Raw genomic sequence first — 21799 nt, forward strand, 5'->3', positions numbered from 1 at the left:
CCATTCCCGTACAGCGACTGTGCGGAATCGGACAATCAATTTGCGTGCCAAGCGTGGGCCCCACGCAAAAATGGTCCGTCCCCCCGGGCGGACCTGAATTGGCACGGCTCCTGCTTTTTCTGACGCATGGATAGGCCGTCGAGAAAATTGTCAGCGATCGTGCTGCTTGCGCTTGCGTTCACCGCCGTCTCGCCCAGGCCGCAGGTGAACCTGCAACTGAGCGTCGGCGAGGGGGGCCATGCGCTGATCAGCCTGGGCTTCGCGTCGATCAAGCTGGCGTTCGATTTTGGACAGAAGTGTTCGAATTCGGACAATTGCGGCGGGCCGAGACTGTGACGGGCGCGCCCCCAGCCGTCCCGACGGGCTTGGCATGGCGGTTGCTACGTCGATGAGCATGGGTGTCACTCGGATGCAGAAGAATATGGGGGACCGTCCGGTTACGGGGAGCGGGATGGATCAGGTCGTCGAGACGCGAAAGCTCTCGATGCGGACCAAAGCGATCATCGGCGGCGCGCTCGCGCTCGCGGCGGCGTTGGGTTTCTGGTGGTTCGCGCCGTCGGGAACCAGCCAGACCGTGGGGGCGAAGGATGTAACGGTATCGACCGTGACCAAGGGGACCTTCGACGATTTCATTCCGCTGCGCGCCCGCGTGACGCCCTTGCTCACCGTCTATATCGACGCAGTCGAGGGCGGGCGGGTCGAGAAGATGCTGGTCGAGGACGGTGCGAGCGTCGCGGCCGGCCAGCCGATTGCGGTGCTTTCCAACGCCGAGCTCCAGCTTTCGACGCTCGCGCGTCAGACGGAGGTGGAGCAGCAGATCAACAATATGCGCAGCCAGGAACTGGCGCTGGCGCAGACCCGGCTCGCCAATGAGCGTGCGGTGCTGGAGGCTGGGCTGGCGATGGAAAGGGCACGCCGTCAATATGAGCGCGAAAAGCCTCTCGCCGCCAAGGGTTTCGTCCCCGCCAAGCAGTTTGCCGACACGCGCGACCAATATGAATATGAGCAGCGGCGCTATGCCGTGCTCAAGCGCACGCAATCGACCGATGCGAAGCTTCAGGGCAGCCAGCTCGCGCAGCAACAGGCTGCGGCCAAATCGATGATGTCCGGGCTGGCGATCGCGCGCTCCAATCTCGATGCGCTCCAGCTTCGCGCGCCTGTCGCGGGCCAGCTTTCGGGCTTCTCGGTGCAGGTCGGCCAGTCGCTCCAGCGCGGCGAGCGCGTGGGGCAAATCGACAGCCCGGGCCGCAACAAGATGATCGCCGGCGTCGATGAATTCTATCTCGGCCGCGTCCAGCTCCAGCAAAAGGCGAGCCTGGATTTCGGCGGCAAGCGCTACGAAGCGCGCGTCACCAAAATCTATCCGCAGGTGCAGAACGGCCAGTTCCAGATTGACCTGCAGTTCATCGGCGAAGAGCCGCGAAACATCCAGCGCGGCCAGACGATGCAGGCGCGGCTCGTGCTGGGCGATCCGGCGCCCGCTCTGCTCGTGCCCAACGGCGCCTTTTATAACGAGACGGGTGGGGAGTGGATCTTCGTGGTGACCCCCGATGGCCGCACCGCCGTGAAGCGCAACGTCCGCCTCGGCCGCCGCAATTCCGATTTCATCGAAGTGCTTGAGGGTCTGGAGGCGGGCGAGAAAGTGCTGACCTCCCCCTATACCGGCTTCACCGACAAGACGCGCCTGGACCTGAGCAGGTGACAGACAAGAAAGGGAATCCCATGCTGACGATGCGCGAACTCTCCAAGGTCTATCGCACCGATACGGTGCAGACGACCGCGCTGGATGCGATCGACCTGGATATCGCGGAGGGCGAATTCGTCGCGATCATGGGGCCTTCGGGCTGCGGCAAATCGACCCTGCTCAACATGATCGGAATGCTCGATAGCCCGTCCAGTGGCTCCTATGTGTTCAACGGCCAGGAAGTTGCCGGGCTCTCCGAGAGCAAGCTGGCCGACGTTCGAAAGGAGAATATCGGCTTCATCTTCCAGAGCTTCAATCTGGTCGATGAGCTGAGCGTCCGCGACAATGTCGAGCTGGCGTTGCTCTACCACAATGTCTCCGCCGCCGAGCGCAAGAGCCGGGTGGAAGAGGTGATGGACAAGGTGGGTATCGCGCACCGTGCGCGGCACCGGCCGAGCCAGCTTTCGGGCGGCCAGCAGCAGCGCGTCGCTGTGGCCCGCGCGCTAGTCGCCAGCCCCAGGCTGATCCTGGCCGACGAACCCACCGGCAACCTCGACACGCATCACGGCGAAGAGGTTATGAAGATGCTCCAGCAGCTTAACGGCGAGGGATCGACCATCGTGATGGTCACGCACTCGCCCGCACACGCCGATTATGCCGGCCGTGTGGTCAGCATGCTCGATGGGCGCATCCTGCAGGAACGCCGCCGCGCCGCTTGAGGCCGATTGAAGCCAAGGTTCAGGGAGGACCACCCAAATGTGGCGCAATTATCTCACCGTCGGCCTTCGGGCCCTCGCGAAGAACAAGGTCTATGCCTTCATAAACATCTTCGGGCTGTCGCTCGGCATCGCCGCGTGCCTGCTGATCCTGCTCTATGTCCGCTACGAGCGCAGCTATGACGAGTGGATGCCCGAGAGCAGCCAGGTCTATCAGTTTCAATCGACCTTCCAGAGCAAGACGAGCTCCGATCACTTCGAGAACCAGGGTTCGCCCTATGTGATCAAGGCGGCGCTGCTAAAGGACTTCCCGCAGATAGAGGCTGCGACCTATATCGGCGGCGGTAACCGCCTCACCGTGCTCAAGGACGGCCGCGCCTACACGCCTGAGGATGCGGTGCTCACCGACAGCGACTTTTTCGCGACGGTTCCCTTGCCTTTCCTTCATGGCGATGCGTCGGCGCTCTCGAAACCCGGCACAGCAGTACTCAGCGAATCCCAGGCGAACAGCCTGTTCGGGAGCACCAATATCCTTGGCCAGACGCTCACCGTGCTGACCATGGGGGTGAAGAGCGACTATCGCATCACGGGAGTGATGAAGGATCTCCCCAAGAATTCGCACATGGATATCGATCTGCTCGTCCGTGCCGATTTCCCCAGCCTCTACGCGCAGGGCAATCTTGAGCGCTTCCTCACCTCATGGGGATGGACCGGCGGCTGGGTGTATGTGAAGTTCAAGCCCGGCACCGATGTGCAGGCGCTCAACGCCCAGTTGGCGGCCTGGGAAAAGCGCAATATCCCGGATGAGAAGAATGGCGACCGCGTCACCAATGCTGGGGACGAGCGCGACTATGAATTCGTCAACGTGCGCGATGTCCATCTGGGCAAGGCGCAAGGGTCCGCGATGACTCCGGGCAACGATGCGACATCGATCGCGACTTTCGCCATCGTCGCGCTGCTGATCCTGGGCATGGCCTGCGTGAACTTCACCAATCTGGCAACGGCGCGCGCCAGCCAGCGGGCGCGTGAAGTGGCCTTGCGCAAGGTGTTGGGTGCCACGCGCCGCCAGCTTGTCGTGCAGTTCCTGGGTGAATCGGTACTGCTGGCCGCGATATCCACGCTCGTCGCGCTGGCGCTGACCGAGATCGCGCTGCCCTGGTTCAAGCAGTTCCTGGATGCGGACCTCGATCTCCACTATTTCGGCAGCCATGGGGTGATCCTGCCGGTGCTGGCGCTCGTATTGCTGGTGGGTGCGGCGGGGGGCGTCTATCCGGCGCTCTATCTCTCGCGCTTCGAGCCCGCGCGCGTGCTCAAGGCGAACAAGTCTGCGTCGGATGCGGAAGGGAGCGGGCGGCTGCGCAGCGTCCTGGTCGTTGTTCAGTTCGCGGTCTCGATCGGCCTAATGGCCTGCACGGCGATCGTCTATGGCCAGACGGTCTATGCCCGCACGCTCGATCCCGGCTATCAGCGCGAAGGGCTGATCCAGGTGGCTGGCGTGTCTTCGGAAGCGTTCCGGGGCCGCGAGGATGCGCTGCTTCAGCAGATCCGGGCGGTCCCCGGTGTCGAGAATGTCGGCACGACCGGCATCGGTGTGAACACTGGCAATACCTCGACAACATTGGTGACCGTGTCGGGCCGCACCGAGCCTACGGACATCGGCTATTATGCCGTCGATCCCGGCTATTTCGCGACGATGGGCATCCGAACCGTGGCTGGCCGCACCTTCGATCGCAATCGTCCTGCCGACGACATGACCACGCCGATCCCGGAAGACCCCGCTGCGGAGCGCGCGCTGGCGGCACGCGGGGCCAATGTCGTGATCAATGAAGCGGGTGTGAAGCGCCTCGGCTTCGCCAGCGCGCAGGAGGCGATCGGCAAGACGCTCCGCTCGGGCGTCAGGGAGGAATATGGCGGGTCGATGACCCTCACCATCGTGGGCGTGGTCGCCGATTCGCGCTTCCGTACCGTCAACACGCCTATCGAGCCGATCATCTTCGCGTGGGATCGCAACGCGGCATATTGGCTCGTCGCGCGCTTCAAGGGCGATGGCGCAGCCGTGCGCACCGGAATCGAGAAGGTGTGGCGCAGCTTTGCCCCCGATGCGGCGTTCGACGGGCAGTTCAGCGATGCGATCATGGAGCGCAGCTATCGCCGGATGGACGCGCGGGCGCAGATGTTCGGCCTGTTCGCGGTCCTGGCGGTGGTCGTCGGCTGCCTCGGGCTATTCGGCCTCGCTGCCTTCACCGCCGAGCGGCGGACCAAGGAGATCGGCATCCGCAAGGTGCTCGGTGCACGGACCGGCGATATCGTGCGGCTGCTGATCTGGCAGTTCGCGCGGCCCGTGGTGATCGCGAACGTGATCGCCTGGCCGATCGCCTGGTGGGTGATGCGTGATTGGCTCAACCAGTTCGATGCCCGAATGGCGCTCACCCCCGTACCCTTCCTGCTGGCGGGGCTTGCGGCGCTGGTCATCGCGATCGTCACCATCGGCGCACACGCCTTCCGCGTGGCGCGCACCAATCCGGTATATGCCTTGCGTTACGAGTAGGCGCGTCGCGTATGGCATTGCCGGGCGGGCGGGGAGCTGCTCCCCGCCCGCTTATGCACGCAATAATCTTTCAGATTGCTCAAAATGGGTAGGGTGCCGCTTGGCTGCATGAAGTCGAATATGCAGATTGCCCTTCCATGGGGGACGCCACGAAAATCCTTGTATCACAAAGTTATAGCGATAGCTCCAGCGCCCCCGGCTACAGGGGCTATCTGGGTGCCCTGGGCTGCGCCTAAACTATGTCTGCGCGTATGCCGCATCCCCCCCTGCGCATGGTCACGCGCTTTCTTGCGGAAATGCAGACAACGATCGTGGCCGAGGGGATCCGCGCATTCGACGGGAATCTCGACCGCTTCACGATTTTCACGCTGATCGTCCGGCAGGGGCAGCTTAGGCAGTTCGGCCCGGGCGACGCGGTGGAACCGGAAGAAAGCGAGGAGACCGGTGCGATCTCGGTTTCGTCGTTGTCCGATTCGCTGTCCAAGCCGTTCGAGACCGTCCGCCGTCACGTCAATGCGATGATCGCTGCCGGAATCTGCGTGCGTACGCCAAAGGGCGTTTCGGCCACGCATGATGCGCTGGGTTCGCCCCGGCTGGCGGGCGTGACGCGCACGGGGCACGACGCATTCGTACGCCTCGTCGAGGATCTTGCTGCCATTGGCTTCGAGATGCCGCAGCAGCGCCGCGAGCCGGCCTATCATCCGGGCGTGGGAATACGCGCGGCAGCAGACATGCTGCTGACGGTGATGGACGCCAACAGGGGCGTCGACCGCGAATGGGTGAACCTCGTGCTCTATTCGAGTGTGCTGTGCGCCAATGCGCGGCGATTTACGCACGATCCTCCGCTTGCCCGCCATCATGCGGATTATGCTGCGCCGATCCCGGACCGGCTGCGCGAGCCGGTGCGCCCGGCGGTGCTTGCCCGCACCCTGGGTCTTGCACCTGCCACAGTACAGCGCAGGCTGAAGCCGCTGATCGAGGATGGGCGGCTGATCCGCGCGCAACGGGGATTGCTGGTGTCAGAGGCTTGGCTGAACTCGCCGGTCGCGGTGGCCACCGGCACGGCCAACTATCACAATGTGCGGCGCATTCTGGGCTGGGTCGCGGCGCTGGGTTTCCCGTTCGACGATCCGGCCAGCGCCTATCTCAACGGCCGCCCGCGATCCGCACGCTTCGAGTGAACGGCTTCGCCGGCATTCGGGGTATGGGGGAAATCGCTGCAATGGTCGGGGCGATAGGATTCGAACCTACGACCCCTGGACCCCGAGACCAGTGCGCTACCAGACTGCGCCACGCCCCGACACATTGCAGGGGGCTGCGCCTAGCGGGGCAGCGCGTGACGATCAAGTCAAAAAGCGCGTCTCACCGCGCACCGAGCATCGCTTCGACGCTGGTGAATTTCTCGCGCGGGGCCCCCGCGCGTGCGGCGGCGATCTCTGCGGTGTCGATCTTCTGCCAATCTCGAAAGGTAACCAGGTCCACGCCGCGCGACTGCAGCAGTGAATCGAGCCCCGCGCGCCCCTGCTTGCCTGCGCCTTCGCCGATATCAGCGGCGATCTTTTCGGCGATGGCGAAGCCGTCGGGGCGATTGGTGCCGATCGTTCCCGTGGGACCCCGGCGCGCCCAGCCGACAGCGTAGAGCCCGGGCATCACCCGGCCTTCGTCATTGGCGAAGCGGCCTGCACGATCGTCATAGGGAATGCCGGGGATTGGGGGCGTGCGATAGCCAATGCAGCTGACCACCAGGCCGGCAGGGATGGCATAGGTTTCGCCGGTGCCGCGCGCCGACCCGTCCGCATCCAGTGCGGTTCGCTCGACGATAACGCGTTCGACCTTGCCGTCGCCTTCGATCGCGACCGGCATTGCGAAGAAGTCGAAGATGATGCGGATCGGCTTGTCGGCGGAGTGCGCCGCGAAATTGCGCAGGTGCGTGACCGATTTGCGCTGGCCGGGGTCGAGCGCGGCATCGTCTTCCACCGGCGGCAGATCGGCGTAATCGACTACCGGGACTGCGCGCTCCAGCTCGCCCAGCTCGCCCAGTTCCTTTGGCGTCATCGCGATCTGATGCGGCCCGCGACGCCCCAGGATCGTGATCGACGGTACCGTGGCGCCGCGCAGGGCGTCGAGCGCGTGGTTGACGATATCGGATCCGGCGAACTCCGACTCGGTCTTGGCAAGCACGCGGGCCACATCGAGCGCGACATTGCCGTTGCCGATGACCACCGCGCCCCCGTTCAGCGCCGGGGCGAGCGCGGCGTGATCCGGATGGCCGTTATACCAGCCGACGAACGCGGCCGATCCGGTGACGCCGGGCAGGTCCGCCCCGGGGAGATCCAGCGGGCGATCGTTCGGCGCGCCGGTGGCGAGCACCACGGCATCGTACAGACCCAGCAATTCCTCGATCGACGCATCCTTGCCCAGCGTGACATTGCCCGCGAAGCGCACATTGTCGGTCAGCGCCGTCGCCTCGTAGCGGCGGGATACTCCCTTGATCGACTGGTGATCGGGGGCGACGCCGGTGCGGATCAGCCCAAAGGGGACCGGGAGGCGATCGATGATGTCGATCCGCACTTCATCACCAAAGCTCTTCTGGCAGGCTTCGGCAGTATAATAGCCAGCCGGCCCGGAGCCGATGATGGCGATATGGCGCATATGGGCAATCCCCCCGCTTTTGTACGAGCCTAGCGGCACTCGCGAGGAGAGCAAGCACGACCCGCTCTGCGCGGCGATCTCTCTAGGGGCGAGGGGGAGCGCCCGGACAGCGGTGCCGATGCGGATGGCCATTAGAGCGCAATCCGCGGATCGTTCAGCGGTTCTCGGGCGGCGTCCTGCAAGGGGGGCGCCGCCCGGTCAGCCGTCAATAATCGCCGGGGGGAAGGCCGCCGAGCTGCTGGACCATTTTGATATAGGCGTCGAGATAGGCGAGCACGATCACCTGTCCGATCTCGGTGTTCTGGTAGCCACCGCCGCCAGCGGCGGCGAGACCGCCCCACCAGCCCGCGCCGCCGCCGGCGCCGAAGCCTACATCCGTCTTGCGGGCATAGCCCTCGGTCACCTGTTCCTCAGTGCTGCGCGTGTCGACAACCGAGAGGGTTACGTTGGCTTCCTTCTTCTTGATGCTGATCGCACCGCCGATTGCCGCGCCGACGCGACCGCCCAGCATGCCGCCGACAAGGCCGCCAAAGCCGCCGCCGCCCGAATTGCTGTTCGAGCTGACGATATCGGGTTCGAGGAGATAATCCGCGGCGCGAACCTGGCCGCCGCCCATGTTCGATCCCGCACGCAGTTCGCCGTTGTCGGCCATTGCGCGCTCCATTGCGCGGCTCGTCATCGCGCGCCCGCGATTGACCAGCGTGAAGCAGCCCGATTGCTGGACGAACACTTTCAGGATCGCCTCGGGGCTGCCCAGATTGAGTTCACGCCACCACTGATTCTCCGGCGGCACCATGCCGATGGTGCCGAGCGGCTTCACGCATTTGGGGATGTCGCGCGTGCCACGCTCCTGTGCCTTGCGGCCCGACGATGCGCCCTTGGTATTGCCCTTCTTGTCCTGCTTGCCCGAGGACATCGAGGTTTGCGCCTGGGCGGCGTCGGCTGCAGCGAGCGACAGCCCGGCGGTTGCGAGCGCCGTGGCGAGAATCAATTTGCGCATGCTGGTTTTCCCCTCTCATCAATACCGTCGCTGGCCGCGCCCGTGCTTGCTCCCCGGGATGCCAATGACCGGGACACAGGCTAGCAACGTGACGGGTGCATAACAACACGAACGTGTAGGTTCGTCGCATCGCCGTCGCATCGGCTGGAGGGGGCAGGATGGGGCTCGGGGGCGGGCCGCGAAATCCCCCGTTCCGGGTAGCCCGGCGGCCTTGCCGCATGCGCTCGCCAATGCGAGGGACCCCCTTCGCATCCTGCCGCCACCCTGCTAACGCCCGCCGATCATGGCGACCGAACTTTCCCGAATCCGCAACTTTTCGATCATTGCGCATATCGATCACGGCAAATCGACCCTGGCCGACCGGCTGATCCAGCGTACCGGCGGGCTCACCGAGCGCGAGATGTCGTCGCAGGTGCTCGACAATATGGACATCGAAAAGGAGCGCGGCATCACCATCAAGGCGCAGACCGTGCGCCTGGAGTGGAAGGGCCATATCCTCAACCTGATGGACACGCCGGGGCATGTCGACTTCGCCTACGAAGTCTCGCGCTCGCTTGCAGCGTGCGAAGGCGCGCTGCTGGTGGTGGATGCGGCGCAGGGCGTGGAGGCCCAGACGCTCGCCAACGTCTATCAGTCGATCGAGCATGATCACGAGATCATCTCGGTGATCAACAAGATCGACCTGCCCAGCGCCGAGCCGGAGAAGGTGAAGGCAGAGATCGAGGAGATCATCGGGCTCGATGCATCGAATGCGGTGCTGGCCAGCGCCAAGTCCGGCATCGGCATCGACGAGATCCTCGACGCCATCGTCGAGCGCATTCCCGCGCCCAAGGGCGATCCCGATGCCCCCTTGAAGGCCATGCTCGTCGATAGCTGGTACGATCCGTATCTGGGCGTGGTGATCCTCGTCCGCGTGATCGACGGGATGATCCGCAAGGGCCAGCAGATCAAGTTCATGGCGGCGGGCACCACCCATCTGATCGACCGGGTCGGCGCCTTCACCCCCAAGATCGAGCAGCTGCCCGATCTCGGCCCGGGCGAAATCGGCTTCATCACCGCGCAGATCAAGGAAGTCGCCCAGGCGCGCGTCGGCGATACGCTGACCGACGCCAAGCGGCCGGCGGCCGAGCCGCTGCCCGGCTTCAAGGAAGTTCAGCCGGTGGTGTTCTGCGGGCTCTTCCCGGTCGACGCGGCGGACTTTGAAAAGCTGCGCGAGAGCATCTCGAAGCTGCGGCTCAACGATGCTTCGTTCAGCTTCGAGATGGAAACCTCGGCGGCGCTCGGCTTCGGCTTCCGCTGCGGGTTCCTCGGCCTGCTCCACCTTGAGATCATCCAGGAGCGCCTGACCCGCGAATATGATCTCGATCTGATCACCACCGCGCCCAGCGTGGTGTACAAGATCAAGCTGACCCATGACGGCGGCGAGATCGAGCTGCACAACCCGGCCGACATGCCCGAGCCGAACAAGATCGAGAGCATTTCCGAGCCGTGGATCAACGCCGTGATCTATGTGCCCGACGAATATCTGGGCAGCATCCTAAAGCTCTGCCAGGATCGCCGCGGCATCCAGAAGAACCTCACCTATGTCGGCGGACGCGCGCAGGTGACCTATGAACTGCCGCTCAACGAAGTCGTGTTCGATTTCTACGATCGGCTCAAGTCGCTGTCGAAGGGTTATGCCAGTTTCGATTACGAGCAGATCGGCCACCGTGAAGGAGATCTGGTGAAGATGGGCATTCTGGTGAACGAAGAGCCGGTCGACGCGCTGAGCATGATCGTCCACCGCGCCACCGCCGAAGTCCGCGGTCGCGGAATGGTCGAGCGGCTCAAGGAACTGATCCCACGCCACCTCTTCAAGATCCCGATCCAGGCCGCGATCGGCGGCAAGGTGATCGCGCGCGAGACGATCAGCGCGATGCGCAAGGACGTCACCGCGAAATGCTATGGCGGCGACGCCAGCCGCAAGAAGAAGCTTCTGGAAAAGCAGAAGAAGGGCAAGGCGAAGATGCGGGAATATGGCTCGGTCAGCATCCCGCAGGAGGCGTTCATCGCCGCGCTGCGCATGGGCGAGGAATAAGCGGATCGGGTTCCCTTGCGCAGGTCTGTCCGCGTCCGGGAACCCCGGCGGGGCCATGCCGTTCTTTGCGCTCGCGAAACATTCTTTTCGCCATGGGTCAATCGAACGGGAAGGGACCGGATGTCAGGTGATCTGCGGCGATGAAGATACGGAAGCTCGCTATCGTCATTGCCGTGGCGCTGGCCCTGATCATGGTCGTCGCAGCGCTGCTCTGGCCTCGCCCCGCCACGGTCGAAACGCTGGAGACCGCTCGTGGACCATCCGTCCGGATGCTCGCGGTCAACGGTACGATCCGGCCGCGCCTCTCGGTTGAGGTTCAGGCTCCAGTCCCCGGCACGCTGACCGCGCTTCCCTTCAACGTCGGCGATCGAGTGACGGCGGGTACGTTGCTCGCGCGCGTCGATGATGCGCCGCAGCGGGCCGCGATCGCAGAAGCGGAAGCGGCGGTCGCGGCGCAGGAGGCGGTCCTGGCCCAGGCGCGCCGGGATCTCGCCCGCTACAGCGCGCTTGGCGAGTTCGTCACGCGCCAGCGCCGTGAGGAAGCACGCCTTGCCGTCGATCAGGGCGCATTGGAACTCAAGCGCCGCCGCGCGACGGTGGTGCAATCCCGCGAAGTGCAGCAGCGTTACGAATTGCGCGCGCCCTTTGCCGGCGTGATCCTCGAACGGCCGGTCGATCCCGGGCAGACGATCGGAGTCAGCACCATCCTCTATCGCCTCGCCGATCTTGCGGCGCCCGAAGTCACGGCGAAAGTGGATGAGATCTACGCGGTCGAGCTTCGGGCGGGGGGTGAAGCGCTGGTCAGCCTGCCCGGACGCGCACAGCCGCTGCGCGCCACCATCTCGCATGTCGAGCCGCGCGTCGATCCGGCGACCGGGGCACGCGAAGTTCGCCTCCAGATCGCCGATGCGCTCGCCGCCGCGCCTTCCGGACTCACCGTGTCGGTCAATCTGGTCGTGGCGCGGGAGCAGGCGTCGATCAGCATTCCGCGCAGCGCGATCCTGCAGGCGGACAGCAATCCCCGCGTGCGGACCGTCGATGCGGAGGGGGTTGTTGCCGAGCGGCGCGTACGCTTCCTCGATTGGCCCGCGGCAACGGTGACGGTGACGGAGGGACTCGAGCCCGGCATGCGCATTCTCGCTGATCCGCAGGCGGCGGCCCCCGGCGCGCGCGTGCGCCTGCGCCGCTAACCGGCATGCGCTACGCGGCAAAGATCGCCATTCGCCATTTGCTGTCGAGCTGGGGGCAGACATTGCTGCTGGCGATCGGCGTGGCGCTGGGCGTGGCGGTGTTCATTTTCATGAGCGCCCTGATCGGCGGGCTTGCGACATTGCTGACCCAGCGGACCGTGGGCAGCATCCCGCATGTGACGCTGGAGATGCGCGATCGCGATCCTCGGATATTGGCGGACGCGGAATCTGTGCAGGTGGTTGTGCAGAAGGACCTCAGCCGGCGCGAACAGATTGCGATCTGGCAGCCCTTTATCCCGATCATCGCGGGGACGCGCGGCGTGACCGGCGTGTCTGCCCAGATACGCGGCAGCGCGTTCATCGAACGCGGGCAGGCCGTCGCGCCGGTGGGCGTCACCGGGGTCACGCCGGGCAATCTTTCGGTAATCGCCAATATCGGCGCGGCGATTGTCGAGGGTAGCGGGGATCTGCCGGTCGATGGCATTCTGATCGGGCGGATCCTGGCGGATGATCTGGGCGTGCGGACGGGGCAGGTTCTGCGGCTGGTTTCGGATCGTGGCCGGGAGCGGAACTTCCGGATCGGGGGCATCTTCTCGCTCGGCATCGCCAGTGCGGACCGGCAGGCAGTGTATATGAACTTCACCGCGGCGCGGGCGCTGTTCGACCTGCCCAGCGGCATTTCGCGCATCGAGGTCAAGGTCGCCCCGGTGAATGACGCATCCCGCGTGGCCGATACGTTGCGCCGGGCGACGGGGCTGAAGGTCACGCCCTGGACCGAGGAGAATGCGCAACTGTTCGAAGCGCTCGATGCACAGGGCCGCACGGGCACGATCATCAAGATTTTCGCGCTGATCACCATCATCGTCGGCATCGCCAGCGCCATGCTGCTCTCGATCGTGCGGCGGCGGGCGGAGATTGGCATCCTGCGCGCGATGGGTGCGGGCAAGCGGCTGGTAACGACGATATTCGTGCTGGAGGGAACGCTGATCGGCGCGACCGGCGCGGTGGGCGGCGCGGTGATCGCATGGGCGGCGCTCGCGCCGTTCCCGCCGGTGAGCGAGGTGGCGCAGGGCGGTCTTCCGATCGACCGGGGCCAGGGCCAGTTCCTCCTCGCGATCCTGCTGACCACGCTGGCGGCGGCGCTTGCATCGATCCTCCCTGCGCGCCGCGCTGCGGGCGTCGATCCTGTCGAGGCGATCGGGCAATGAGCGAACCCCTGCTGTCCGTTCGTGATCTCGAAAAGTCCTTTGGGGAAGGGGAGGCGCGCGCCACGGTGCTGCGCGGCATCGATCTCGATCTGCAGCGTGGCGAACTGACGGCGCTGCTGGGGCCGTCGGGTTCGGGCAAGAGCACCTTGCTGACGATCCTCGGGACGCTGCTCCGCCCAACCAGCGGCAGCTACACGATGCTCGGAACCGATCTGACGGCGGCGAGCGAGGCGGAGCGTACGCGCTTCCGCCGCGAGAATATCGGCTTCGTCTTCCAGTTCCATCACCTGCTGCCCGATCTCTCGGCTCTGGAGAATGTGATGATGCCGTCCGCCGCGCAGGCGGGGCGCGAGACTGCCGCGATGCGCACGCGGGCTGCCGAGCTGCTCGATGCCGTGGGTCTCGCTGATCGCCGGAAATACCGCCCGGCCGCCATGTCTGGCGGGCAGCGCCAGCGTGTCGCTGTTGCCCGCGCGCTGATGAACCGCCCCGCGCTCGTGCTGGCCGACGAGCCGACGGGAAACCTTGATCGCCAATCGGCCGATGACGTGATGGCGCTGATCGATCGCATCAATGCGGAAACCGAGACATGTTTCCTGATCTCCACGCATGACGAGCATATCTCCGCGCGCTGCCGTCGGCGGATCGAGCTTCTCGATGGGCGGCTGGCCCGTGCGGAACCGACGCCCGCCTGACCGCGTTCCACAACGGTAATGACTCCTGCTCAAGCACTTATTGCCCTTGGGCCGTTTCCGCTTATGCTCCGGCTTATGGGTGTTGATTGGCTTGATGCTGCCATACCGGGCGAGCGCTGCGCTTGAGTGTGCGCGCAGCGCTCCGTTCGGCGACGGAGCAAAATCACGAGCGGGTCGACGCTGCTTTCTCGCAATATGATCTGTCCAGCCGCGAGGGCTATCGGCGCTTTCTGCTCCGCCAGGCGGCTGCCCATCTGCCGGTCGAGCGGGCGCTGGATGATGCGGCGGGGGATGTGATCGAGGATTGGGCGATACGTCGGCGGGCGGACGCGATCCGAGCCGATCTGGCTGATCTCGGGTGCCAGGATATCGCCGAAGCTCCGTTTGACGGCTTCACTTCACAGGCCGGCTTGTTGGGCGGGGTCTATGTGCTGGAGGGTTCCCGGCTCGGCGGGCAGATCCTCCGCAAGCAGGTAAGCGAAGCGCTGCCCACGCGGTTTCTGGCGCAGGGATCGTCTTTGGCATGGCGTGCGTTCATCGCCGTTCTGGAGGCGAAACTAACGTCGAAGGAGGAGATTGCTGAGGCGATTGCAGGCGCAAGAGCGGTCTTCGCATGTTTCGAAGCGGCCGCGCGCCGTGACGTGGAGAGCTACTGAGTGCCGTCCGTGAACGAACCCGTCGACCTTACCAATTGCGACCGCGAGCCCATCCATCTGCTCGGTGCCATCCAGCCGATTGGCTTTCTGCTGACCGTGTCCGAACAGTGGGTGGTCGAGCGGGCTTCTGCGAATCTGGCTGAGTTTCTGGGCGTTGCGCCGGAGGAGGCGATCGGCAAGCCGCTCGACATGCTGTTCGGCGGGCAGGCGGTGCACCATTTCCGCAATCGTATCGCGATGCTGCGGGGTGACGACGCGGTCGAGCGTGTATTCGGCTGTTCCCTCCGCGACGATCTCGCTGCCTTCGACGTCGCGTTGCACGTCTCTGGCGGGGAGATCGTTATCGAGGCCGAGCCGGCGTCCGACGAGCACGGCGATGCGACGAACACGGTCCGCGCGATGATAGCCCGGCTGGATCTGACCGACACGCTCGAAAAGTTCCTCAACGAGGGCGCCCGGATGATCCGCGGGCTGACCGGCTTCGACCGCGTCATGGTCTATCGCTTCGATCAGGACGGCTCGGGCGAGGTTGCAGCGGAAGCGTGCCGGTCCGGTATCGGCCGGTTCAGGGGGCTGCACTATCCCGCTACTGACATTCCCGCGCAGGCGCGCACGCTCTACAAGCGCAATTTGCTGCGCGTCATCGCCGATATCGATGCCGATCCGGTTCCTATCGTCTCGGCCGCGCATCGCCGGGGGCAGACGCTCGATCTTTCGCTTTCGATCCTGCGTTCGGTCTCGCGTATCCATGTCGAATATCTGAAGAACATGGGCGTGGGTGCATCGATGTCGATCTCGATCATCGTCGATGACGAGCTTTGGGGCCTGTTCGCCTGCCATCATTATGCGCCGCTTTCGCCGAGTTTCGAGCGCCGGTCGGTGTGCGAATTGTTCGCGCAGATGTTCGCGATGCGGCTGGAGAGCCGGCTGCGCAAGGAACTGATGGAGTTCGAACGGCGCGCACGCGACATATCGGATCAGTTGCTGGGCGCGGTCGCGTCGGACGAGACTTTGCTCAACGATCCCGACTGGCTGGGCGATATATTGACCAGCGCGATCCCTGCGGACGGCGTGGGCGTGTGGATCAATGGCAGCCTCGCCCTGTCGGGCAAGACGCCGCCCGCGCACGGTTTCCGCGAGATCATCGCGCAGCTGCACGACACCGACACCGGGCACGTGTTCACAACCGACCAGATTTCGCGGGTCGTGCCCTCGGCGGCGGACTATGCATCGACTGCGGCGGGGATGCTGGCGATCCCCCTTTCGCGCACCGCGCGCGATTATGTCGTGCTGTTTCGCGCCGAATTGATCCACTCTGTGCGCTGGGGCGGCGATCCCCACAAGCCGGTTGTATATGGTCCCAACGGCCCCCGCCTCACCCCCCGTGAGAGCTTCGCTGAATGGAAGGAACTGGTTGAGGGCAAGGCGCGGCCATTCAGCCCCTCCGAGTTGCGCGTGGCGGAAACGCTGCGCGCCACCCTGATCGAAGTGGTCCTGCGCCTTGCCGAAGAGGCGACCGTCCAGCGCCAGCAGGCCCATGCACGGCAGGAGTTGCTGATCGCGGAGCTGAACCACCGTGTGCGCAATATCCTGGGCGTGATCCGGGGGCTGATCCGCCAGTCCAAGCCGCATGATGACAGCCTTGAGGGTTTCGTGAAACTGGTCGACGGGCGCATCCATGCACTGGCGCGCGCGCACAACCAGATCACCGACGATCATTGGGGCCCTGCGCCGATCCAGGCGCTCATCGATGCGGAGGCGGCGGCCTTCCTCGCAGATGGTGTGGGACGCATCCAGATCTCCGGGGATTTCGTGCTGCTGAACCCTCAAGCCTACTCAACCATGGCGCTGGTGATCCACGAACTGGTCACTAACTCGGCGAAATATGGCAGTCTCTCGGTCGCTAGTGGCCGGGTGGATATTGGCTGGGCGCGCAACGCTGCGGGCGACCTGGAGGTCGATTGGCGCGAACAACAAGGGCCGGAAGTCAAGGTGCCGACGCGCAAGGGATTTGGCACCACGATCATTGGGCGATCGGTGCCGTATGATCTGGGGGGCGAGGCCGATATCGCCTTCCATCCGGATGGCGTCCACGCGCATTTTCGCATCCCCGCGCGCCATGTGAGCGAGGCCGGGCAGGGTCGCATGCCCGTGATCAAATATCCGCGCCCGGCACTCGGTCATCCCTCAGCCCCCCCCGAACAGGTGCTCCGCGGTCACAGGGTCCTGCTGGTCGAGGACAGCCTGATCATCGCGCTCGATGCCGAAGACGTGCTGGCGCGGCTGGGCGCAGAGGATATCGCCACCGCATCGACACTGGATGGCGGACTCGACGCGGTCGAGAGTTTCAACCCCAGCGTGGCGATGCTCGATATCAATCTAGGTGACAGGACCAGCTATGCGGTCGCGGACCGGCTGGACGAACTGCGGATTCCGTTCCTGTTCGCCTCAGGGTATGGCGAGCAGGCGCAACTGCCCGAGAAGCATGCCCATCGGACGATCGTGCAAAAACCCTACACACTCGAGAATGTGGCAAGGGCGCTCGATTCCCTGTTGACGGCTACGCCAGGCTAGAATTTCCGCAGCAGCGGCACGCTCCTCGATGCGGGCAAGTCCAGCAGCGTTTCCCATAAGGCTATCCGCGCGCCGCACACACGCTCTGGCGTGCCCTTGCCCGCCAGCGCCTGAGCAAGGTCAGTTGGAGTGAGCTTGGCGCGCCGGATCACCTCGGCGCTAATTGCGGCGGGCATGACGAAATCGGTCTGGGAGCCGGCTTGCCGCTGGGCATTGGGCAATATGCGGGCGGCAAGGGCGATCTCACGCTGGGCGAGGTCCGCCGGCATCAGGCTCGCGTCAAACTCCTTCCCAGAAGCGAATGCGGCGCAATCCTCCACGCTCAGCCCTCGCAAGGCGCGCGCATTCTCGAGCATCAGGCGGTGATATGCGAGCAGATCCTCTGCGGAGGCTGTCGACATGTTGGCGCGGTAGTGCTCCTTCAAGACCGCGCTCACCTCGGCGGCGAAACTCTCCGGGGTGCCGTCTTCACGCGCGTTGTTCCACACGCTCTCGAGCAATCGGAGGAGCGAGGGATTGCGCTCGATATCGGCGATTGAGAGTTGCTCGCCGAATATTTCTTCCAGCGCGCGGTCAATATCTACGCGCTGGTTCGTCAGCGGTTCTGGCGTCACCACCACCACCGGTTGGGGCGGCGGGCGCGTGGCCCGCCCGTAGACGAGATAGAGGATGCACGCTGACAGAAGCAGGGCGAGCCCCAAGAGTAACCAGCGCGTGCCGCAGCTTACCGGCGGTTCCCATAATGCGATCCGCTGCGGGTCCAGCCTGGCCGCGAGCACGGGATGGTCGCGGCGGAGCAACGTGAGCAACTTGCGGACCTCATTATCGCGGACCAGGCCGCGCGAGGGATGCGCATCGACGGATCGGTTCAATTCACGCCATGCGGCGTGCAGCGGATGCCCCGGCTCGCTTATCTCCGCAACGAACGGGGCGGAAGGGTCGCCCACCAGCGCCGCCCGCAACTCGGACATGCGTGCGTCGATAGGGGCAAGGCGTGCCTGATCCTCGGCGGAGAAGAGCGGCAGCACTTCCACCCCCGGGTACCAGTATCGATCGGTTATGTCGGTCCGCTGGCGGACAAGCTCGATATATTCGGCGGCGAGTGCGTTGTCCGCGTCGGGGGCAATCACGTTGCGGCGATAGGTGCTCGGGTCATAGACCTTCTCGGGATCGGGCAGGAACAGAATTCGCTCTGGATCGCCCAGTTGCGGGGTTACGTCGAGCAGGCTGCCGTCAGGGTGGCGCCACACCGCATGATGCTCGGCTTCGAACCAGCGGCCCGGCCATCGCCAGATCGCCCAGCCATAGGCCGCTTCCCCGCCCTGCATCCCCGCCTGCCGCACCGAATTGTCGAAGCAATATGCTACCTTGGCGTGCGGCTGAGGATCGACGGGCACATAAATGGGCGCGTGCGGAGAGATGGCGGCGCAAAAGGCGAGCGTCGCCGCGTCGATTTCCGCGGGCGGGCCGAGGATGACGGGCGGGGGCGTCTGCTGAGTCGGCTCTTGCATGGTCGGCACTGTGATAGAGGGGGCTGGCGAGCAGCGATAGCGGCGTCCATGAATGGAGCGGGTGCCGCTGTCCGTTGCCTTGCCCTTCGTCGACAAACCGCGTCATATCCCCCGGCGGACGTGTTCGATTCCGCGCGGGAGAATTGTGACGTGAATCTGATTCCGGACGTTGCCCTTGCCGAGAATACCAGTCAGCGCCTGCCTTGCGTGGTGGTGCTGGATGGCTCGACCTCGATGGGCAATGGCAATGCGATCGGCGCGCTCAACGAAGGGCTTAAGCTTCTCGAGAGCGATTTGAAGGCGGATGACGTCGCGCGCCAGAGGGTGCGCATCCTGGTGCTGCGTGTCGGAGCGCCGCACGATGTAGAGGTTGTGGCTGACTGGGTCGATGCGATCGAGTTCGAAGCGCCGGAGATCGAAGCGAACGGCACCACGCCGCTAGGCGCGGGCGTGCGCCGCGCGCTCGATGAGGTCGAGGCGGAGAAAGCGCGCTATCGCGATCATGGCATCCCCTATAACCGGCCTTGGCTTTTCGTGCTGACGGATGGCGAGCCCACGGATCCAGATTGGGAAAGCGCCGCCGAAGAATGCCGCGTGGCTGAGCAGAACGGGCGGGTTTCAGTGTTCTGCGTCGGCGTGGGGCAGGCGAACATGGAGAAGCTGAGCCGGTTCAGTCCGCGCCAGCCGCTGGCGCTGAAGGGCCTGGCATTTCGCGAATTCTTCCTGTGGCTCAGCCGCAGCGCGCGCGCAGGATCGCAATCGGCGCCTTCCGAAAATATCCAGATGGCTGCGCCCAGCGATTGGGCGGTGGTTCCCGGCAGGGGTTGAGCCGCGTGGCTGAAGCTTCGGCATGGCGTATCGCCGGGGCTTCGGTCACGGGGGCGTACCATGCGCTGCGCGGTGAAGATTGCCAAGACAACCATCGGCTCGAAGTGACCCCGGGTGGTGTGCTGATCGCGATCGTTTCTGACGGCGCGGGATCGGCGGCGCATGGCGGGGAGGGCGCGGCGATCCTGTGTGAGCAGGTGAGGCGCGCGCTTGTGAAGGCGCTTGGCAAGTGCAAGCCCAGCCCCTCGCGCGCACTGCTGCGGCGGGGTGTGCGGGCGGTGCGCGCGGGGATTGAGGCTGCACGGGCACATGTTGCCGATGCGCCTTCCGATTATCACGCGACGCTTGTTGGCGCGGTGGTGTTGTCCGGCCAGGGCGGGCTGTTCTTCCACATAGGCGACGGCGCGGCGCTTGCGCTGGAGAGCGGCGGTAGGCGCTGGGCGCTGTCCGCGCCGCGTAACGGCGAATATTCGCACGAAACCTTTTTCTTCACCGAGACCGACTGGCGCAAGCGGCTTCGCTTCACACTGGTCGCGCCCGAGTTCGACACGATTTTCGTGATGACCGATGGTGTCACCGACATTGGTTTGCAGAATATGCGCTCAGGGCCGGAGCCGTTCCTGCCCTTTTTCGAACCGATCGGCCGGTTTCTGGCGGGCGCGGGGCGATCTGAGGGCGAGCAGGCGCTGGCGGCCACGCTCGATACCGAAGCTGTGCGCGAGCGCTCGGGCGATGACAAGACTCTGGTTTGGGCGCAGGCGCGGTGAGGGTATATCTCGGGCGCGGAGCGGACCGCAGGGCACTGCGCCTTGGCAGAGTGCTGGGTGAAGGAGCATCGGGCAAGGTTTGTGCCATAGAGGGCGGTTTCGCCGCCAAATTGTATCACGCGCCGTCGGAAGCGGGGCGCTACGAAGCGAAAATCGAAGCAATGCTCGCCCGGCCGCCCGACCTTCCCGTAGCCGAGCATCGCGGGGCGAAATATCCGCAGATCGCCTGGCCGCTGGCCAAACTGCATGATGACGCCGGCAGCTTCATCGGCTTCCTGATGCCCGAGGTGGATTTCGCGCGTTCGACCAGCCTGGTGAACCTGCTCCAGAAGAACAGTCGCAAGGTCGAGAGGATCAGCGAGTATTATGGATATCGCGTGCTGGTCGCGCGTAACCTCGCGTCGGTTTTTACCGAGCTGCACCGCGCCGGACATCATATGATCGACCTGAAGCCGGCCAATTTGCGCTTTTATCCGGCCGTGAGCTGGATGGCAGTCGTCGATGCGGATGGCTTCAGCGTCGCGGGCGCCAACGGGCGCATTGGGGCGCTCCAATTGAGCGATGAGTATATCGCGCCCGAAAGCTGGAAGCGGAAGCCATCCGAGCTCGGGGTGGAGCAGGATCTGTTCGCGCTGGCTGCTGTCACCTTTCAGCTGCTAAATAATGGCGTGCACCCATTTGCCGGGACAGTGACCGGCAGCGCGGCGACCGATTTGCAGACGCGGATTGTGGAGGGGCTCTACCCCTACGCGATCGCGCCGCGTGCGGGTTTGACGCCCAGTACGGCGAGCGTTCATCGCATGTTCCTGCGGAAGACGCGCGAGATGTTCGATTCCGCTTTCCTGACACGGCGGCGGCCAAGTGCGGAACAATGGCGCGACCATCTCGACGAGCTGATGGAGCAACTCGCCCCCTGCAGCGTGCGACCCGCCGAGCATGTCCATTTTGGGGCTGGCTGTGGTTTCTGCGGGCATGAGGCGCGGGTTCAGGCGGTGCGCGCAAGGCCGCGCCGCGAGACGCCGGTGCGGGTACAGGCAGTGCAGATGGTGGTGCCACCTCCGCCGCCGATGCGATATGTCTATCGGCCTGTGCGCATTCCCCGGCCGCCGAAGCGCCGTACCGCCACGGGCTTCACCATCCGCAGCTCGATGCTGGCGGGGGCGATCGCTGGGCTGGTTATAGGCTCTGACCGGCTGATGGAAGAGATGGCCACGCGCCACGCCCATGCGAGCGCGCTGGCTGCCGAGCTTCCCGGCTTTAACGGCCCGGTTACAGCGTTCGCCGAACCGCGCAACTATCTGATCGTCCCCCGCAGCGATGGCCAGCCTGTCTATCTTCGCGATGGCCCGGGGGGGCAATATGCCGCGCTCGATCCCCTTTTCTTGGGAGACGAACTTACTGGTACCCCTAGCCTAGTGACGGATGGTGCAGAACGATGGATTCTGGTCTCCCGAAGCAACGGTAGGCCAGGGTTCGTATCTACAGCAGCACTGATCCCAAAGGCTGATGTCATCGCCCCTCTCCTCTGCCCGGCTGGCAAAACGTGCGCCGACGCGGGGGTGGGGAGGGGGGAGGGGATGGTGGGGTGGCGGTATCGCGAACTACTTGGTCGGAGTGGGGGTGAGGGACGAAGGGTGCTGGAGGCGGGGCAGCGGGCGTGGCAGGCGGAGCGGCGGGCGTGCAACGAGCGCCA

General features: G+C 64.9%; 17 protein-coding genes and 1 tRNA gene. 14 read left to right on the top strand and 4 right to left on the bottom strand.

Annotated elements, in window-relative coordinates:
• Window positions 1-126: 126 nt before the first annotated feature.
• The 5 genes from SSO01S_RS15290 to SSO01S_RS15310 all read left to right on the top strand — a co-directional run bounded on the left by SSO01S_RS15290 (window position 127) and on the right by SSO01S_RS15310 (window position 6129).
• Complete coding sequence (locus SSO01S_RS15290) at window positions 127-336, top strand: hypothetical protein (protein WP_157073799.1); 210 nt, start codon at window positions 127-129, stop codon at window positions 334-336.
• A gap of 52 nt (window positions 337-388) precedes the next feature.
• Complete coding sequence (locus SSO01S_RS15295; protein ID WP_245646836.1) at window positions 389-1702, top strand: efflux RND transporter periplasmic adaptor subunit; 1314 nt, start codon at window positions 389-391, stop codon at window positions 1700-1702.
• Between the two features lie 20 nt (window positions 1703-1722).
• Complete coding sequence (locus tag SSO01S_RS15300; RefSeq protein ID WP_066800592.1) at window positions 1723-2403, top strand: ABC transporter ATP-binding protein; 681 nt, start codon at window positions 1723-1725, stop codon at window positions 2401-2403.
• Window positions 2404-2440: 37 nt separating this feature from the next.
• Window positions 2441-4948, top strand: coding sequence for an ABC transporter permease (locus tag SSO01S_RS15305; RefSeq protein ID WP_066800595.1), 2508 nt, complete (start codon window positions 2441-2443; stop codon window positions 4946-4948).
• A gap of 296 nt (window positions 4949-5244) precedes the next feature.
• Window positions 5245-6129, top strand: a complete 885-nt coding sequence (locus tag SSO01S_RS15310) for a hypothetical protein (RefSeq protein WP_157073800.1) — start codon at window positions 5245-5247, stop codon at window positions 6127-6129.
• 42 nt (window positions 6130-6171) lie between these two features.
• Here SSO01S_RS15310 and SSO01S_RS15315 read toward each other — a convergent pair.
• The 3 genes from SSO01S_RS15315 to SSO01S_RS15325 form a co-directional block, all read right to left on the bottom strand.
• A tRNA-Pro gene (locus tag SSO01S_RS15315) sits at window positions 6172-6248 on the bottom strand.
• Between the two features lie 62 nt (window positions 6249-6310).
• Window positions 6311-7600 carry an FAD-dependent oxidoreductase gene (locus SSO01S_RS15320; protein WP_066800600.1) on the bottom strand — a complete coding sequence of 430 codons (1290 nt, stop codon included), beginning with the start codon at window positions 7598-7600 and terminating at the stop codon, window positions 6311-6313.
• 205 nt (window positions 7601-7805) lie between these two features.
• Window positions 7806-8600, bottom strand: coding sequence for a CsgG/HfaB family protein (locus SSO01S_RS15325; RefSeq protein WP_083943154.1), 795 nt, complete (start codon window positions 8598-8600; stop codon window positions 7806-7808).
• A 283-nt stretch (window positions 8601-8883) separates the two neighbouring features.
• On the opposite strand from SSO01S_RS15325, the gene lepA reads away from it, so the two are divergent.
• The 6 genes from lepA to SSO01S_RS15355 all read left to right on the top strand — a co-directional run bounded on the left by lepA (window position 8884) and on the right by SSO01S_RS15355 (window position 17000).
• Entirely contained in the window at window positions 8884-10677 is a 1794-nt protein-coding gene (gene lepA, locus SSO01S_RS15330; protein ID WP_066800603.1) for a translation elongation factor 4, read from the top strand.
• Window positions 10678-10817: 140 nt separating this feature from the next.
• Window positions 10818-11867 (top strand): efflux RND transporter periplasmic adaptor subunit, encoded by a 1050-nt coding sequence (locus SSO01S_RS15335; RefSeq protein ID WP_066800605.1) that lies wholly within the window; start codon window positions 10818-10820, stop codon window positions 11865-11867.
• A gap of 5 nt (window positions 11868-11872) precedes the next feature.
• Window positions 11873-13075 carry an ABC transporter permease gene (locus SSO01S_RS15340; RefSeq protein WP_066800607.1) on the top strand — a complete coding sequence of 401 codons (1203 nt, stop codon included), beginning with the start codon at window positions 11873-11875 and terminating at the stop codon, window positions 13073-13075.
• Window positions 13072-13770, top strand: coding sequence for an ABC transporter ATP-binding protein (locus SSO01S_RS15345; protein WP_066800609.1), 699 nt, complete (start codon window positions 13072-13074; stop codon window positions 13768-13770). The genes SSO01S_RS15340 and SSO01S_RS15345 overlap by 4 nt, the downstream gene beginning before the upstream one ends.
• Window positions 13771-13898: 128 nt before the next feature.
• On the top strand, window positions 13899-14426 hold the full coding sequence (locus SSO01S_RS15350) for a biliverdin-producing heme oxygenase (RefSeq protein ID WP_066800611.1): 528 nt from the start codon (window positions 13899-13901) through the stop codon (window positions 14424-14426).
• Window positions 14427-17000 carry an HWE histidine kinase domain-containing protein gene (locus SSO01S_RS15355; RefSeq protein WP_066800614.1) on the top strand — a complete coding sequence of 858 codons (2574 nt, stop codon included), beginning with the start codon at window positions 14427-14429 and terminating at the stop codon, window positions 16998-17000.
• Here SSO01S_RS15355 and SSO01S_RS15360 read toward each other — a convergent pair.
• The gene (locus tag SSO01S_RS15360; protein WP_157073801.1) at window positions 16997-18511 is read right to left on the bottom strand and encodes a hypothetical protein; all 1515 of its coding nucleotides are present in this window, start codon (window positions 18509-18511) and stop codon (window positions 16997-16999) included. The two genes, SSO01S_RS15355 and SSO01S_RS15360, sit on opposite strands and share 4 nt — an antisense overlap.
• Before the next feature lie 150 nt (window positions 18512-18661).
• On the opposite strand from SSO01S_RS15360, the gene SSO01S_RS15365 reads away from it, so the two are divergent.
• From SSO01S_RS15365 to SSO01S_RS15375, 3 genes are all read left to right on the top strand, one after another.
• Window positions 18662-19339 (top strand): vWA domain-containing protein, encoded by a 678-nt coding sequence (locus SSO01S_RS15365; RefSeq protein WP_066800621.1) that lies wholly within the window; start codon window positions 18662-18664, stop codon window positions 19337-19339.
• Window positions 19340-19344: 5 nt separating this feature from the next.
• On the top strand, window positions 19345-20106 hold the full coding sequence (locus tag SSO01S_RS15370) for a PP2C family serine/threonine-protein phosphatase (protein ID WP_169798368.1): 762 nt from the start codon (window positions 19345-19347) through the stop codon (window positions 20104-20106).
• Between the two features lie 278 nt (window positions 20107-20384).
• Window positions 20385-21799 (top strand): hypothetical protein (locus SSO01S_RS15375; RefSeq protein WP_218000379.1); only part of this gene is annotated, 1415 nt, incomplete at its 3' end.

Origin of the sequence: Sphingomonas soli NBRC 100801, assembly GCF_001591025.1 — a bacterium.
Lineage (GTDB): Bacteria > Pseudomonadota > Alphaproteobacteria > Sphingomonadales > Sphingomonadaceae > Sphingomonas > Sphingomonas soli.